The organism is Paenibacillus sp. FSL R7-0128, assembly GCF_038002245.1.
GTDB classification, from domain to species: domain Bacteria; phylum Bacillota; class Bacilli; order Paenibacillales; family Paenibacillaceae; genus Paenibacillus_AQ; species Paenibacillus_AQ silagei.
In genome coordinates, this window is record NZ_JBBOCD010000001.1 from 2,193,822 (window position 1) to 2,208,724 (window position 14,903).

Annotated in this window: 12 protein-coding genes and 1 pseudogene; 11 read left to right on the top strand and 2 right to left on the bottom strand. The window is 54.2% G+C overall.

Going from position 1 to position 14,903, the window contains the following annotated elements; all coding sequences use genetic code 11:
- The first annotated feature begins 161 nt into the window (after positions 1-161).
- Both NST26_RS08920 and NST26_RS08925 read left to right on the top strand, forming a co-directional pair.
- Positions 162-1,727: a glycoside hydrolase family 43 protein gene (locus tag NST26_RS08920; RefSeq protein ID WP_340979044.1), complete on the top strand. Its 1,566-nt coding sequence runs from the start codon at positions 162-164 to the stop codon at positions 1,725-1,727.
- A 30-nt stretch (positions 1,728-1,757) separates the two neighbouring features.
- The gene (locus NST26_RS08925; RefSeq protein WP_340979045.1) at positions 1,758-3,209 is read left to right on the top strand and encodes a glycoside hydrolase family 28 protein; all 1,452 of its coding nucleotides are present in this window, start codon (positions 1,758-1,760) and stop codon (positions 3,207-3,209) included.
- Positions 3,210-3,234: 25 nt separating this feature from the next.
- Here NST26_RS08925 and NST26_RS08930 read toward each other — a convergent pair whose 3' ends face one another.
- Entirely contained in the window at positions 3,235-4,104 is an 870-nt protein-coding gene (locus NST26_RS08930; protein ID WP_340979046.1) for a helix-turn-helix domain-containing protein, read from the bottom strand.
- 74 nt (positions 4,105-4,178) lie between these two features.
- Between NST26_RS08930 and NST26_RS08935 the strand changes: the two genes are divergently transcribed.
- The 4 genes and pseudogenes from NST26_RS08935 to NST26_RS08950 all read left to right on the top strand — a co-directional run.
- Complete coding sequence (locus NST26_RS08935) at positions 4,179-5,069, top strand: pectinesterase family protein (protein WP_340954740.1); 891 nt, start codon at positions 4,179-4,181, stop codon at positions 5,067-5,069.
- A 56-nt stretch (positions 5,070-5,125) separates the two neighbouring features.
- Positions 5,126-6,160 carry a dienelactone hydrolase family protein gene (locus tag NST26_RS08940; RefSeq protein ID WP_339313330.1) on the top strand — a complete coding sequence of 345 codons (1,035 nt, stop codon included), beginning with the start codon at positions 5,126-5,128 and terminating at the stop codon, positions 6,158-6,160.
- Positions 6,161-6,195: 35 nt separating this feature from the next.
- Positions 6,196-7,323 carry a glycoside hydrolase family 88/105 protein gene (locus tag NST26_RS08945; protein WP_339313331.1) on the top strand — a complete coding sequence of 376 codons (1,128 nt, stop codon included), beginning with the start codon at positions 6,196-6,198 and terminating at the stop codon, positions 7,321-7,323.
- A 1-nt stretch (position 7,324) separates the two neighbouring features.
- Positions 7,325-7,519: pseudogene (locus NST26_RS08950) on the top strand (phosphoribulokinase); the annotation flags it as partial.
- An 80-nt stretch (positions 7,520-7,599) separates the two neighbouring features.
- On the opposite strand, the gene NST26_RS08955 reads toward NST26_RS08950, so the two are convergent.
- Entirely contained in the window at positions 7,600-8,091 is a 492-nt protein-coding gene (locus NST26_RS08955) for a DinB family protein (RefSeq protein ID WP_036721371.1), read from the bottom strand.
- 299 nt (positions 8,092-8,390) lie between these two features.
- Here NST26_RS08955 and NST26_RS08960 point away from each other — a divergent pair, with 299 nt between their 5' ends.
- The 5 genes from NST26_RS08960 (at position 8,391) to NST26_RS08980 (ending at position 14,840) form a co-directional block, all read left to right on the top strand.
- Positions 8,391-11,258, top strand: a complete 2,868-nt coding sequence (locus NST26_RS08960) for an S-layer homology domain-containing protein (RefSeq protein WP_340979047.1) — start codon at positions 8,391-8,393, stop codon at positions 11,256-11,258.
- Between the two features lie 193 nt (positions 11,259-11,451).
- Complete coding sequence (locus tag NST26_RS08965) at positions 11,452-12,201, top strand: response regulator transcription factor (RefSeq protein ID WP_340979048.1); 750 nt, start codon at positions 11,452-11,454, stop codon at positions 12,199-12,201.
- Positions 12,198-13,133 carry a sensor histidine kinase gene (locus NST26_RS08970; protein ID WP_340979049.1) on the top strand — a complete coding sequence of 312 codons (936 nt, stop codon included), beginning with the start codon at positions 12,198-12,200 and terminating at the stop codon, positions 13,131-13,133. The genes NST26_RS08965 and NST26_RS08970 overlap by 4 nt, the downstream gene beginning before the upstream one ends.
- Positions 13,134-13,237: 104 nt before the next feature.
- Positions 13,238-14,155, top strand: a complete 918-nt coding sequence (locus tag NST26_RS08975; protein ID WP_076079106.1) for an ABC transporter ATP-binding protein — start codon at positions 13,238-13,240, stop codon at positions 14,153-14,155.
- Positions 14,148-14,840: an ABC transporter permease gene (locus NST26_RS08980; RefSeq protein ID WP_076079105.1), complete on the top strand. Its 693-nt coding sequence runs from the start codon at positions 14,148-14,150 to the stop codon at positions 14,838-14,840. The genes NST26_RS08975 and NST26_RS08980 overlap by 8 nt, the downstream gene beginning before the upstream one ends.
- Positions 14,841-14,903 lie beyond the last annotated feature (63 nt).

Below are 14,903 nucleotides of genomic sequence, written 5' to 3' on the forward strand. Positions count from 1 at the left end.
TGTCGCTGTTTCTGTTTGTAGGACAAGAAAGTATAAAAAACAAGAAAAAGAACATAGAAAGCGCAAGAAAATTAAACTTATCCGAACTATAATTGGTTATGCTTACATATCGTTGATTTAGTATTCGTACCTATTGCCCGTATGAAGGAGGACTTCCGAATTTGAGAACATTCCGTAATCCGGTGCTGCCGGGCTTCTACCCCGATCCTTCGGCTATCCGTGTAGGAGAGGACTATTATCTGGTTACTTCAAGCTTTGAATTCTACCCCGGGGTTCCGGTCTTTCACAGCAGGGACCTTGTCCACTGGCGTCAGCTGGGCCATGTGCTGGACCGTCCGTCCCAGCTCAATCTGGACGGAATTCTCCCGTCGAGAGGGATTTGGGCACCGACTCTCCGGTACCATCAAGGTCTCTTTTATATGATCACGACATTTGTTGATAATCACAAGCAGCCGCATAATTTCTATGTAACCACAGCTGATCCGGCGGGAGACTGGTCAGATCCGGTCTGGTTGGAGGATGCGCCAGGCATTGATCCCTCGCTGTTCTTCGATAAGGACGGCAAGGTCTACTACACTGGTAACCGGGTGCCTCCCGGGGGCCAGGATTATCCGAAGCATATGGACATCTGGCTGCAGGAGATTGATCTGGCGCAAGGCAGGCTTACCGGCCCGAAGCACAGTCTCTGGCAAGGTGCGCTGAAGAAAGCGCATGCCCAGGAAGGGCCGCATCTGTATTCCATAGGAGGATGGTATTATCTGCTGATCGCTGAGGGCGGCACCGGCCATACCCATGCGGTAACGGTTGCCAGAAGCCGGAACGTGACGGGGCCTTATGAAGGATATCGGGCGAACCCGATCTTGACCCACCGCCATCTCGGCAGGGAGTACCCCATCGTGAATACGGGTCACGGGGAACTTGTCGAGACGCAGCATGGGGAGTGGTGGATGCTCTGCCTGGCCTCCCGGACCTGCGGGGGATATTACCGCAACCTGGGCCGGGAGACCTTCCTGGCACCGGTCAAATGGGAGGACGAATGGCCGGTAGTGAATCCCGGCAAGGGCGTAGTTGAGCTTGAGGGGCCAGCACCGGATTTGCCGGTGACGCAGTGGCCGCTGCTGCCGGTGCGTGATGATTTTGCTGACGGGGAGCTTAGCCCCGTCTGGAACTTCCTGCGCACGCCGCGCGGTGAATTCTGGAGCCTCAGCGAGCATCCGGGACATCTGCGGCTGCGGCTGAAGCCGGAGGTGCTTGCAGAGACCGGCAATCCGGCTTATATCGGAAGACGGCAGCAGCATCTCAGCTTCAGAGCCGCAGCGGAGATGCGCTTCCAGCCGGAGGCCGCAGGCGAGAGCGCCGGACTGGCCCTGATCCAGAATGCGGATAACCACTTCCGCTATGAACGGGTGGCAGAGGATGGCAGGCAGCTGCTGAAGCTGACCGTGCGCAGCAGAGGAGCTGAGCAATTGCTGGCCTCTGCGCCTTATCCGCTGGATACCGTACAGCTTAAGGTAGAAGCCAGGGGGCAGGATTACAGCTTTTATTATAGAGCTTCAGGATCAGACACCTGGACCGCACTGTATGAACAGGCTGACGGCCGGGTGCTGAGCACGGATTGGGCCGGAGGATTTACGGGGGCCTATATCGGAATGTATGCCAGTGCGGGCGGAGCACAGAGCAGCAATGTTGCGGATTACGGCTGGTTCAGCTATGAAGAGCTTGAATAGATCTTGATTAGACAGAGATGGAGGAATACGATGACTAATATACATGATTTCGAAGTTTATCCAATCCCGGAGCTGCCGCAGATTCCGCAGCGGACCTTCCGTATTACAGACTATGGGGCAGAAGCTGAAGGGCTGCTCTGTACATCTGCTATACAGGATACCCTGGATGCCTGCGCAGCTGCGGGAGGAGGAACGGTGATCATCCCGCCTGGAATCTGGCGTACCGGGCCGCTGACGCTGCACAGCCGAATTAATCTGTGTGCCGAGCGGGGGGCACTGGTATGCTTTGAACCCGACTATTCGCGGTATCCCCTGCTGTTCTCCCATTACGAAGGGACTGCCGGCTGGCGGTGCCAGGCTCCGCTGGACGGTGAGGATCTGAGCGATGTAGCCATTACCGGTGAAGGCATCTTCGATGGCAGCGGTGAGGCCTGGCGTCCGGTGAAGCGCTTCAAGCGGACGGAACTGGAGTGGAATAGCCTGCTTGCCTCCGGGGGGGCCTTGGATGAACAGGGTGAGATCTGGTGGCCTTCCAAGGAAGCGCTTGCGGGAGAAGCCTGTTATCTGAGCCTGAAGAAAAAAGGCGAGACAGCAATGGAAGCCTACCTCCCTGCCCGTGCGTATCTGCGTCCAGCGCTGCTGAGCCTGCGGAATTGCCGTAGAGTGCTGCTGGAGGGGCCGACCTTTCAGAATTCTCCTGCCTGGTGTCTGCACCCCGTGGGCTGTGAGCAGGTTACGATCAGACATATTCAAGTGCGCAATCCGTGGTACTCCCAGAACGGGGACGGGCTGGATCTGGAGTCCTGTACACATGCGCTGGTCGAGCACTGCGGGTTCGATGTAGGCGACGATGCCATCTGTCTGAAATCGGGCAAGGATGAGGAGGGCCGCCGGGCAGGAAGAGCTTGCCGGTACATTACGATCCGCCATTGTACGGTCTATCACGGACATGGCGGGGTAGTGATCGGCAGTGAAATGTCGGGCGGTGTACATGCAGTCCGGGTGAACGACTGCGTGTTCATGGGTACGGACATCGGGCTGCGCTTCAAGAGTACCCGGGGAAGAGGCGGCGTAGTAGAGGATATCCGGGTAGAAAATATACAGATGTCAGGCATCGTCCATGAAGCGGTCTCCTTCCACCTGTTCTATGCCGGGGTTGAGGGGTCTGAGGGCTATGATGAGCAGGAGGTCCCGGTCACGGAGGAGACTCCGCAGTTCCGTAACATTACGCTGCGGAATATGGCCTGCTACGGGGCGGCAACCGCGCTGCTGGTGAACGGGCTGCCGGAAATGCCGCTTGCTGCGCTTACGGTGGAGAATTTCAGCGCCATAAGCAGGCGGGGCATCATCCTGCGCCATGCCGCAGGTCTGAAGCTGGACCGGATTAGGCTGCAGACGCAGGAGGAGCCGCAGGTACAGATGCATAAGTGCAGTGATGTTGAGCTTGTCCGTTCAGGAGAGCTGGCCATCACAGAGCATTAAGCAGAGGTACGGGGCGGAACGGATACTACCCTCCAGACTCCGGTGCAGGCAGTGCCCCCGCTTCCTTGCGGAACTGGAGCGGGGTCAGGCCGGTTGATTTCTTGAAAGTTTTATTGAAATGGGACAGATGCTCGAAGCCGACTGCCCCTGCAATCTCCTGGATTCTGGCGGGGGTACCGGCCAGCAGGCGCTGGGCCTCGCGGACCCGGATATGGACGATATATTCCCGGAAATGAAAGCCGGTCAGGCGATGAAATACCCGGCTCAAATAGGACGGACTGATGAAAAAGTCCTTGGCGGTCTCTTCCAGCGTAAGCGCTTCCCGGTAATGGGCACGGATATAGGTGGCGACATCGGTTACCAGATGGTGCAGCGGATGGAGGGTCCCGCCGGACTGGGCCGTGCTCTCCGAACGCTGGAGCAGAATCATCAGCTCGGTCAATAGCGCGGTGACACAGGCTTCGTACAAGGGCCGCCGGAGGCGGGATTCCTCCAGCATGCGGTTCAGCAGGGACTCCGCTTCATTCTGCTCGCGCAGGGTCAGCCTGAACAAGCGGTAGCGGCGGCTCTGGAACCACTGCTGCTCGTCCCTCAGCACCGGGGGCAGCAGCAGCGGGTCATAGTTGATCAGGATCCGCTCGAACTCGGCCTTCTCAGAGCTGGCCGTGGAATGGAGCTCACGGCCGGGAATCAGAATCAGCTCGCCTTTGTGGACCGTAACCACCCGGTCGTCCACGAAATATACACGCTCCCCGTCCGTCAGATAATACAGCTCAGTCCATTCATGGCTGTGGGGGCGCGGCATGGCAGTGATGCCTTTGCGCTTCATATGCTGGATGCTGAAGCGTCCGTCTTCAAGATAATATTTGGGATTAGGGCCAGATACGCTGTTCATACATCTCCTCTTCTCCTGGAAGCTGTTACGGTTATTATAGAATACATTCAGGTTGCTGTGAAAGGAGCCGTTCAATGTTAATGATAGTCTCGAAGAATGCCGGAGAAGGATTCAGCAGTCTGCAGGAGGCGCTGGATTCCATTCCGCCGGGGGAGATGCAAGCCGTAACCATACGGATTAAGCCCGGGATCTATGAGGAAAAGGTTACGGTTGTCCGCGAAGCCCCGCCCATCCTGCTGCTGGGAGAGGATCAGCATTCCACGATTATCTCGTGGAATGATAATGCCCATACGCTCGGTGCGGACGGTGAACCGCTGCGTACCTTCCGCACCGGGACGCTGAACGTGTTCGCAGAAGGCTTCACTGCCGAGAATCTGACCATCCGCAACACTTCCGGCCCGGGAACAGGACAGGCGGTCGCGGCGTTCGTGGATGCCGGGCAGGCTGTGTTCCGGCGTGTACGTCTGTTAGGGGACCAGGATACCCTATATACCGGGCCGGGGCGGCAATATTATGATGATTGCTACATTGAGGGGGATGTGGATTATATTTTTGGCCCGGCCACCGCGTTGTTTGACCGCTGCCATCTCCATAACAAGCGCTCGAGAGGGTATATCACAGCGGCTTCAACGCCGGAGGGAGCCGCCTTCGGTTATGTGTTCCTGGATTGCCGGATTACCGGCGGCGAAGGGGTAAGTGAGGTCTATCTCGGACGCCCTTGGCGCCCTTACGCGCATGTCGCCTTCATCCGCACGGTAATGGACGGATCGGTGACCGGCGAAGGCTGGCATAACTGGGGGCAGCCGGACCGGGAGCAGTCCAGCCGCTATGAAGAGTACGGCAGCAGCGGCCCGGGCGCTTGCCCCGAAGGCCGGGTGGCGTGGTCTCGCCAGTTAACTGCGGAGGAAGCCGCACAGTACCGGATCCTGTCTGTGCTGGACGGCTGGCATCCCGAGGGCTATTAATCACTTGGACCGTGGTACACCCGGACCCAGGCATTCAGGATTGGAGGATTTCCCTGATGGAATCACTTGAACAATATATCAATCAACTAACGGCGTCTGCACCGCGCAGCTCTGCCTTCAGCGCAGACCTTCCATTCGGACAATGGCGGGCATCCCTTACCGCGAGGTTCATAGAGCGGCTGGGCGGATTCCCTGCTCAGAGGGCGGCACTTGAACCGGTACGGCTGGAGCGTACAGTCTGCAGCGGATATATCCGTGAACGTATAGAGATCACCACCTATGAAGGACTTAGAATGGCCCTGTATCTCCTGATCCCGGAAGAGCCGGCAGGCTCTCCCTGCCCGGCTGTGCTGGCTATTCACGGGCATGGCTACGGCAGCCGCGAGATTACCGGCTTGAACCCGGACGGGTCGGAGCGGACGGGGGACCCGGGACTGCATAAGGATTTTGCCGTCTCCCTGGTGAAGCAAGGCTTCGTCGTTGCGGCTCCCGAGGTACTCGGTTTCGGAGACAGGCGTCTGGCTGAGGATCTTGCCAGCGGCGAGCCCGGACGTAATTCCTGCTTCCGCCTGTCCGCGGCGCTGCTGATGACAGGGCAGACGATGGCAGGCTTCCGCATCTATGAGACGATGCGGGCGCTGGATTATCTGCAGCAGCGGGATGAGGTGGACGGTGAGCGGATCGGCATTATGGGCATCTCCGGCGGCGGGCTGGTGGCAGGCTTCACGGCTGCACTGGATGAACGGATCAGCAGTGCGGTGGTCAGCGGCTACGCCAATACGTTCCAAGACAGCATTCTCACGCGGAATCATTGTCTGGACAATTACATTCCGGGCATTCTGCTGGAAGCGGAGATGCCGGACCTGCTGGGCCTGATTGCACCGCGCGGGCTGTTCCTGGAGGCGGGGGATGCGGACCATTTGTTTGGTCCCGCCGCCGCGAGGCAAGCCTTGGACCGGCTTGAGCTGATTTATGCGGCAGAGGGCTATGGAGGGCGGCTTGCGGCGGATTTTTTCACAGGGGGTCATGAGATTCATGGGGAACCGGCGTATGCCTGGCTGCTTAAGCAGCTTGCCGGTCCGCAGGAGTAGGGTAACAGTTAGCGCAAATGACAGGAGGAATAGAGATGTCTATATCAGAAGCAGTAAGCACAGGCTTATCCCGCAGAATCGCGGATACCTTCATCGGTCAATGCAATGAACAAGGGGAACACGAGTATGTAATGGAGCGCTGGGCGTATGTCCCCGGTATGCTGCTGATGTCAGTGGCCCGGGCCGGGATGCAGCATAACGAGCCTGAGTACCTCTCGTTCATGCAGCGGCATATGGACAGCTTCATCGGGGAGGACGGAAGCATCCGCTCCTATTCGCTGGAGGAATATAACCTGGATCAGATCAATCAGGGCAAGAATCTGTTCTGGCTGTACCGTCAGACGGGTGAGCAGCGCTACGCGGAAGCCGCTCATCTGTTGGCAGCGCAGCTCATCGGACAGCCCCGGACCTCGGAAGGCGGCTTCTGGCATAAGAAAATATATCCCTTCCAGATGTGGCTGGACGGATTATACATGGCTTCGCCGTTCCTGGCCGAATACGGGGCAGTCTTCGGGCGCCCGGAGCTGATCGATGAAGCTGCCCGTCAGCTGCTGCTGATTGAGCGCCGAACCCGTGATCCCCGTACCGGCCTGTTCTATCACGGCTGGGATGAATCCCGGGAGCAGGAGTGGGCGGATTCCTCCACCGGATTGTCGGCCCATTTCTGGAGCCGGGCGATGGGCTGGTACGCGATGGCCGCCGTGGACTGCCTGGAGCATTTCCCGCTGACCCATCCGCAGCGGGGAACGGTCATGGGGATTTTTCAGCGGATGTGCGGTGCACTGGTTGAGGTGCAGGATAAGGAGAGCGGCCTGTGGTATCAGGTGCTGGATCAGGCGGGACGTAAGGGCAACTACCTTGAAGCAACAGGCTCCTGCATGTTCGTCTATGCGATGGCCAAAGCCCTGCGGCTGCGTTATCTGGAGCCTTCCTTCAAGGCAGCGATGCTAAGCGGCTACGAGGGAATCCTTAAGCATCTGATCACCGAAGATGAACAAGGCGTTCATCTGCATCAGATCTGTCACGGGGCAGGGCTCAGCAAGGACCGCAACGGCTCCTACGATTACTACATTTCCGAAGCGGTTGTATCAGATGTACCTATGGGGGTAGCACCGCTGCTGCTGGCTTCTCTTGAAGTGGAGAGGTACGTTGCCGGGCAATAGGCTGTATGACCTCAAAGTATACCTGCATACGGATGGGGAAACCGAGCTGAGGCGCAGGGGAATCCGGGATGTGGCTGAGCGGGGCACGGATATCGGATACTTAATGAAGTCCCATCAACAGCGTAGAATTCAGTATGAATTATTCATGCATCCGGTTCATGAGAGGTTCGATATTGTGATTAGGAATCAAGATTAAGCATCGTTTATATCCAAAAGAATGATCAAAAGCTGCGGCTCCATCTATCCAGATTTCAGAGGACAGACGGGGCCGCAGTTTTATGCTTTAGTGACCGCAACCGTTGCTGCATATTTCTCTATCTGCTTCTTGTGATGCTTGTCGTGGGAGATGAAATCTCTCAGATACTTGCGGATACTGAATTTCTTGCCGTCACCATCGGGATGGTTCTGTTCAAGCGCCGCATCGCTGAAAGAGGCCGCAAGCCCGGTAATCTTGGTCCGGTACAGGACGAATTGCCGGATGGCTTCCTGCCGGGTCACAGTTCTGGCGTATAATACCGCATTGGCATTGAATGCATTGAAGTCGAGATGTGCGGCTGTCAGCGGCAGGCCTTCTTGGATTTTGACCAGGGCCTCCTCATAAAAGTATTTGTCCCACAGCATGATGTGGCAAAGGACATCCTGCAGGGACCATTTACCCGCCTCCAGCGGAGCCTCCCAGTCTGCATCTTCCATGCTGTCCAGCGATTGAATATAGGGGATGAAGGATTCGAATTCAAGAATGAGCTGCTTGTTGGTTTTGGCTGCCATGATCATACCACCTTGTCTGTCAGATTGAATAAGAGTTTATATCACTCATTATAATAGGAGGAACTGGACGACAGCCTGTCAGGTTCGCAGAATTCATAGACTGGATGATATGACTAGAACCGGGCAGTCATTAGGCGGTATTTTCACTTTCCCGGTTAGAAAATAAAATCCGGAAATATACCAATCTTTTACCGGAATCATGCTATAATTTTAACGGATTCATAGGGCTTAAGGATTAGTTAGAGCAAGGAAATTTATAATTTGTATGCTTTTATAACTACATAGTCGGGGGAATCAGTTTGTTTATCAAAAGAAGTGTAAGCAAAAAAGTAGTCGCTGGAGCACTAGCCATATGTCTTGCGATATTGCCGGCAGGCGCAGCTTTTGCGGGTAATGCGCCGGATCTGGCAGGAAACTGGGCGAAGGATCAAATCAGCAGGTGGATGGATCAAGGTCTGATCTCCGGCTACCCGGATGGGGAATTCAAGCCGGATAACCCGGTCACCCGGGCGGAATTAACGGTTTTGATTAATAGGGCTTTTGGATTCACTGAAACGAAAAAAGCTAATTTTAACGATATCTCCAGCAGTAAATGGTATTATTCAAGTATTTTGCAGGCTAATGCTGCAGGTTACATTCAAGGCTACGAGGATGGGACCTTTAAGCCTGATCAGAAGATCAACCGGCAAGAGCTGGCTGTGATCATCAGCAAGCTGCTCAAGCTGACAGCATCGGCTGCGGCTCCTGAGTTCAAGGATATTACTAAGAGTGCAGCTTGGAGCAAAGGTGCGATCGGGGCTGTCAGTGAACAAGGTATCATGAAGGGTTTCGGTGATGGGAACTTTCGGCCTCTCGCTTATACAACCCGGGCAGAGACCGTAGTCATTTTGGATAGGGCTCTATCGGTGCTAAATGCAGATTCCGATGAATATGTAATCATCTATGAAACACCAGGTATATATGGTCCGTTGTCAGGAATGTCGGAAGTAGACAGTGATGTAGTGGTCAGCGTGCCGGGTATCACACTCCGTAATATGAATATCACTGGAGATCTGCTGCTGGGAGAAGGCATAGCTGAAGGCGATGTGCGGCTCCAGAATGTAACAGTAAAAGGCAATACCGCAATTGAAGGCGGCGGGGTGAACAGTATTCATCTTGCCGATTCCACACTGGGTTCTGTACGTGTTGACAAGGAAGATGGCAGTGTAAGAGTGGTCGCTGAAGGAAAGACCCAAATCCATAACCTTCAGATTCAGTCCGCTGCTGCCGTTGAATCCCTCACCGGAGCTGAGATCAGCACTCTCACGTTATCTCCTGAAATTCCAGCGGATGCCCGCATTCTGTTGACCGGCAGCTTCAAGGCTGTAAATATTCTTGCCTCACGCCTTAACATCGAACTCAGCGGGGGCACTGTGGAGGCAGTCAATCTTGATAAAACAGCGGGCAGTAATAAATTGTCCAATAGCAGCAATATCAAGTCCATGACAATGAACGCCGGTATACAAATATCAGGTAAAGGCAACATCGGGAATGCGGTTGTCAACGCTTCGGGCATTACAATGGAGAATGCTCCAGGTAAACTTACGATCGGCACAGGTGTTCCGGCAGATGTGAAAGTAAATATAGCCGGTTCTGATCTAACGGTTGCTGCGTCTTCGGCGGCCCCAACAGCGGCTGTACTAGTTGGCGGCGGAGGGGGAGGAGCTGGTGGAGGCGGCGGAGGTGGCAGTACGGTAGAGACACCGGCGCCAGCAGCGACGCCGACACCAGTCCCGACGGAAGAACCGACACCGGCACCAACACCAGTCCCGACGGAGGAACCAACACCGGTGCCAACACCAGAACCGACGGAGGAACCAACACCAGTGCCAACACCAGAACCGACGGAGGAAGCAACACCAGCACCAACACCAGTACCGACGGAGGAAGCAACACCAGCACCAACAGCGAAGCCAACGGCGGAAACTTCACCGTCACCGTCGCCGTTAGCGACACCAACAGCGGTGTTTTCACCGACACCTTCGCCGTCCCCATCCTCGTGGCCGGAAGTAACACCGACACCCACACCTTGGTCAACGGCAACGGCATCTCCAACACCGCCTGTTCTTAATCTTAGTCTTATACAAGGGGTCATTGAGCGTGCAGACGGGAAGGTTGTAGATTCAGGCACTATATACGTAGAACGGGATAGCGATAGCGATAGCGATCATACGATTTACACCGCTGGAGTGATGAACGGGCAATTCTTGATGAATTTGCCGGATGGGACGTACAGAATTTACTCCATGCGTTCCACAACTACACAAGAGATCATTTCACTCTACTATATGTTTTACGTTATGAATGGCAAGGCAGATAGAGAAGTGCATATTCTCATTCCTGAGCAGCAGGCCGGTACGATCCAGTATTGGGACGGGACCGCATTTGAGAATGGTGAAATTATTGTACAGCGCTTAGACATCGGACCGCTTGGCTGGTATAGTGCCGAAATCCAAGCAGGCAGGTTCAACTTTAATCTACCGGACGGTCATTATAACGTAGAAATGTTAATCTATGGCGAAACCAACAATCAATTAAGAATTAATTATTTATTTGAGGTCATTGACGGGAAGAGCAATCTGGATATAAAATTGCCTCCAAAAATTGAAGGGAATATTAGCTTCGTGGACGGCTCCCCGATTGACGACGGATGGCTGGAAATTAGACAAATGAATGCTCAGAATTACGGAATTTACAGGGTCCCTGTGGTTGCAGGTAAGTTTGATCTTTATTTACCGGATGGCGATTATAACATACAACTGCTGAACATTAAGAATTCAGAAAGTATAGCCTTACGCACACAGATAACAATTGTCAATGGTGAACCTGCCGCTGGACCGATTGATATCAAGGTACCTTTAGCAATATCAGGCAAGATCTATAATGAGGATGGAACTCCACATGCTAATGGAGTGCTAATGATTACTGAGGCCGGTACGGATTCTCCGCTTTCCTATGCAGCAACAGTTACCAATGGCAATTTTGATTTTTATCTGCCGGATGGGGAATACGATGTATTATTCTATTGGGATGCTGAGCATCAAAAGAGAATCGATATAAATCGTAAATTTAAAGTTGAAGAGGGCTTGCTTGTTGATCCCCTCGATATTATTTTGGCTAAGGAATAATAACCGAATACAGCAGATGATCAGGAAAACAGAGCAGCGCTTCTCCCATTGCCGGAGAGCCGCTGCTCTGTTGCATGTAAACCTTATTCAATAGTCATTCAGTACACAACCGTATGTATGGTTAGCTCTTTTTAGTAGAATCGCGTCTGCAGCATTGATATACTTTAACAAATAGGAGTACGGGAGGTTCATTATGCAACAGAGGGTGCTGCTGATCGAAGATGATGAAGCGATCAGCGAAATGGTTCATTCTTATTTGACCAAAGAGGGCTATGAGGTAGAGACCGCATATGACGGGGAAGCGGCGGTGAGCAAGTTCGTCGGAGGTCTTCCTTATGATCTGGTGCTGCTGGATCTGATGCTGCCGAAGCGCAGCGGCACGGATGTGCTGCAGATGATCCGCAGCGGCAGCCTTGTGCCGGTGCTGATTATGTCAGCAAAGGACAGCGATGTGGACAAGGCGCTGGGGCTGGGCTTCGGCGCGGATGATTATATTACCAAGCCGTTCTCGATGATTGAACTGGCGGCCCGGGTGAAGGCGGCGATCCGCCGGGCGGGGTATGCTGCATCTGGAAGCCAGGCTGCTGCCGCGAGCGGGGTGCAGGATGGCGGAGAGACACAGCCGGAGAAGCCGAAAGGAATCGAGCTGCGCGGGCTGAGTGTGGACCTGGATAATTTCTCGGTGCGGAAGAACGGGCAAGAGCTGAAGCTGACCGCCAAGGAGTTCCACATCCTGAAGCTGTTCGTGAGCAGTCCGGGCCGGGTATTCACCAAGGCGCAGATCTACAGCCAAGTCTGGGAAGAGGATTATTATGGCGATGAGAATGTAATTAATGTACATATGCGCAGATTGCGCGAGAAAATTGAGGATGATCCCTCCCATCCGGAGTATATCAAAACGCTGTGGGGGATCGGCTACAAGCTGGGGGATGTGCTGCTGTGATCATTCTGTTGCTGGTTCTGCTTGTACTGCTACTTGTGGTCACTACGTTACAGTTCCTGAAATCACGGCAGCATGCCCGCCAGTTGGACTACATTCACTATAAGCTGGAGAGCATTATAGAAGGCGGATCGTATGAGCGGCTGCTGCTGATGAGCAGCAGTCCGCAGGTGCAGCAGCTGCTGACCGACCTGAATCGGCTGCTGGATGTCAATCATCAGGGAGCGGCTAAGCGGAGTAAGCTGGAGCAATCCATGCGCGGAATGCTGGCGAATGTGTCGCATGATCTGAAGACGCCCCTGACGGTGGTGCTGGGCTATATTGAGACGCTGCTGCATGATGAGGCGATATCCAAGGAAGAGCAGGAACGGATGCTGCGGACGATTCATACCAAGGCAGGTGAGGTCATTGTGCTGATGAACCGGTTCTTTGATCTGGCGAAGCTGGAGTCGGGGGACCGGGATATCCCGCTCTCGCGGGTAGAGCTGGGCGAGGTCTGCCGCCGGAATATTCTCTCCTTCTATGATCTGCTTAGTGAGAGCGGCACGGAAGTGCAGATCGAGATCCCGGAAGAGCCGCTTCATATCATGGGCAACGATGAGGCACTGGACCGGATTCTGACGAATCTGCTCTCCAACGCGATTACCTACGGTAATGCAGGGGGAGTGCTGGGGCTGAAGCTGTATCCGGACGCCGGACGAGTCTGCATAGAAGTGTGGGACCGGGGCAAGGGCATCGCCGAAGGCCACGAGGATAAGGTGTTCGAGCGGCTGTACACCCTGGAGGATTCGCGTAACCGCGACTATCAGGGCAGCGGCCTGGGACTGACGATTACGAAGCGACTGACCGAGCAGATGAACGGGACTATTTCCCTGAGCAGCCAGCCGAATGTGCGTACGGCATTTACGCTCTCTTTTCCCAGACAGTCCTTCTGAAGCTTCTTAAGAATTAAGTAAGATTTCAGTAAGAAAAAAGCAAATTCCGCCCTGTAGAATAAATACCAGGAAGAACAAGACGATGCTAAAGGGGATAACGGAAAATGACAACGATACTCCGGACATGGGATCTGACCAAGGTCTATGAGGATAAGGAAATTGTTAGCAGTGTGAATATGGAGATTAAGCAGGGTGAAATTTACGGATTCCTGGGACCGAACGGCGCCGGCAAAACAACGGTGATGAAAATGATCACGAATCTGGTTAAGCCGACGGCGGGCGAGATTGAATTTGCCGGGGAGAAAATGACCCACCGCTCTTACGACATGCTTAAGCGCATGGGCAGCATTATTGAATACCCGGTGTTCTACGACAAGCTGAGTGCCCGCGAGAATCTGGCGCTGCATGGGGAATATATGGGTTTTTATGATGCCAATGCAATAGAGGAAGCGCTCGAATTAGTGAAGCTGAGAGCCGTGGACAGCAAACCGGTGAAGAATTTCTCCCTGGGGATGAAGCAGCGGCTGGGCATTGCCAGAGCGGTCATGACCAAGCCGGAGCTGCTGATTCTTGACGAACCGATTAACGGGCTGGACCCGCTTGGAATCAAGGAGCTGCGCGAGGTGTTCCGTATGCTGAGCCGTGATTATGGCATGACCCTGCTGATCTCCAGCCACATTCTGGGTGAAATCGAACAGATTGCCGACACGATCGGCGTAATCCGTGAAGGAGTGCTGGTGGAGCAGGTGGCAATGGATACGATCCGGAGCCAGCAAACCCAGTATATCGAGCTGGTGACCAGCGAGTGCACGAAAGCCGTCTTCGTCCTGGAGGGGAAGCTGGGTCTCCGCAATTACAAGGTGCTTGACCCGCGGACCATTCGTGTCTATGAAGACATCCCGCAGCTAGAGCTGAGCCGGGCCCTGTCCGCAGCAGAGGTGGAGCTGGAGAGTATGAGCAAGAAGCATCATTCGCTGGAGGATCATTTTGTGGAACTGATGGGGGGCGTCAACCATGTTTAAGTTAATCCGGCTGGAGCTGCGCAAGAGTAAATTCACTTTTCTTAAGGGCGTGCTGATTGCGGATCTGGCCATTCTTACTGCTATGATCTTGCTGATTTTTACAGGGATGGATGATGGGGAATTCGATACTTATGGCGAGATTTTTCAAGGAGTATTCATATTTGTAAAAGCGACTTATATCGTCTTCGCCTCTGTGTTGCTTAGCAAGCTGGTCATCGACGAATACAAAAACAATACGATTACTGTGTTGTTCACGTACCCGGTACCCCGCAAAATGCTCATGGCCGCCAAGCTGATCATTGTCTTTTTGTTTACCTTCTTCGGCATTTTGCTGTCGGATATTGCCATCAGCAGCCTTCTAGCAGGAAGCTTGTATGTGTTTCCGAATGTTATTCAGGAGACATTGACCCGGGAGCTGATTACTACTCACCTACTCAGCGCGGGGACGGATGCGCTATACGCGGCAGGCATCGGGCTGATTCCGTTATACTTCGGAATGCGCCGCAAATCCGTATCCGCCACGATTGTGTCCGCCGTGTTGATCGTCTCGCTGATATCCTCCGGCAACAGCTTCGGCGGCTTCCGCATGGGGGATGTGTTCGGGATTTCGATCACGCTTGCCTTGGCCGGTATGGCGATTGCCTACCTCTCCATCCGCAAGATCGAGCATCAGGATATAAGCTGAGGCTGCCGGAATCGAAGCCGGTCCACTCTTAGAAATGCAGCAGACAGTGCGGTCCTCCTGAAG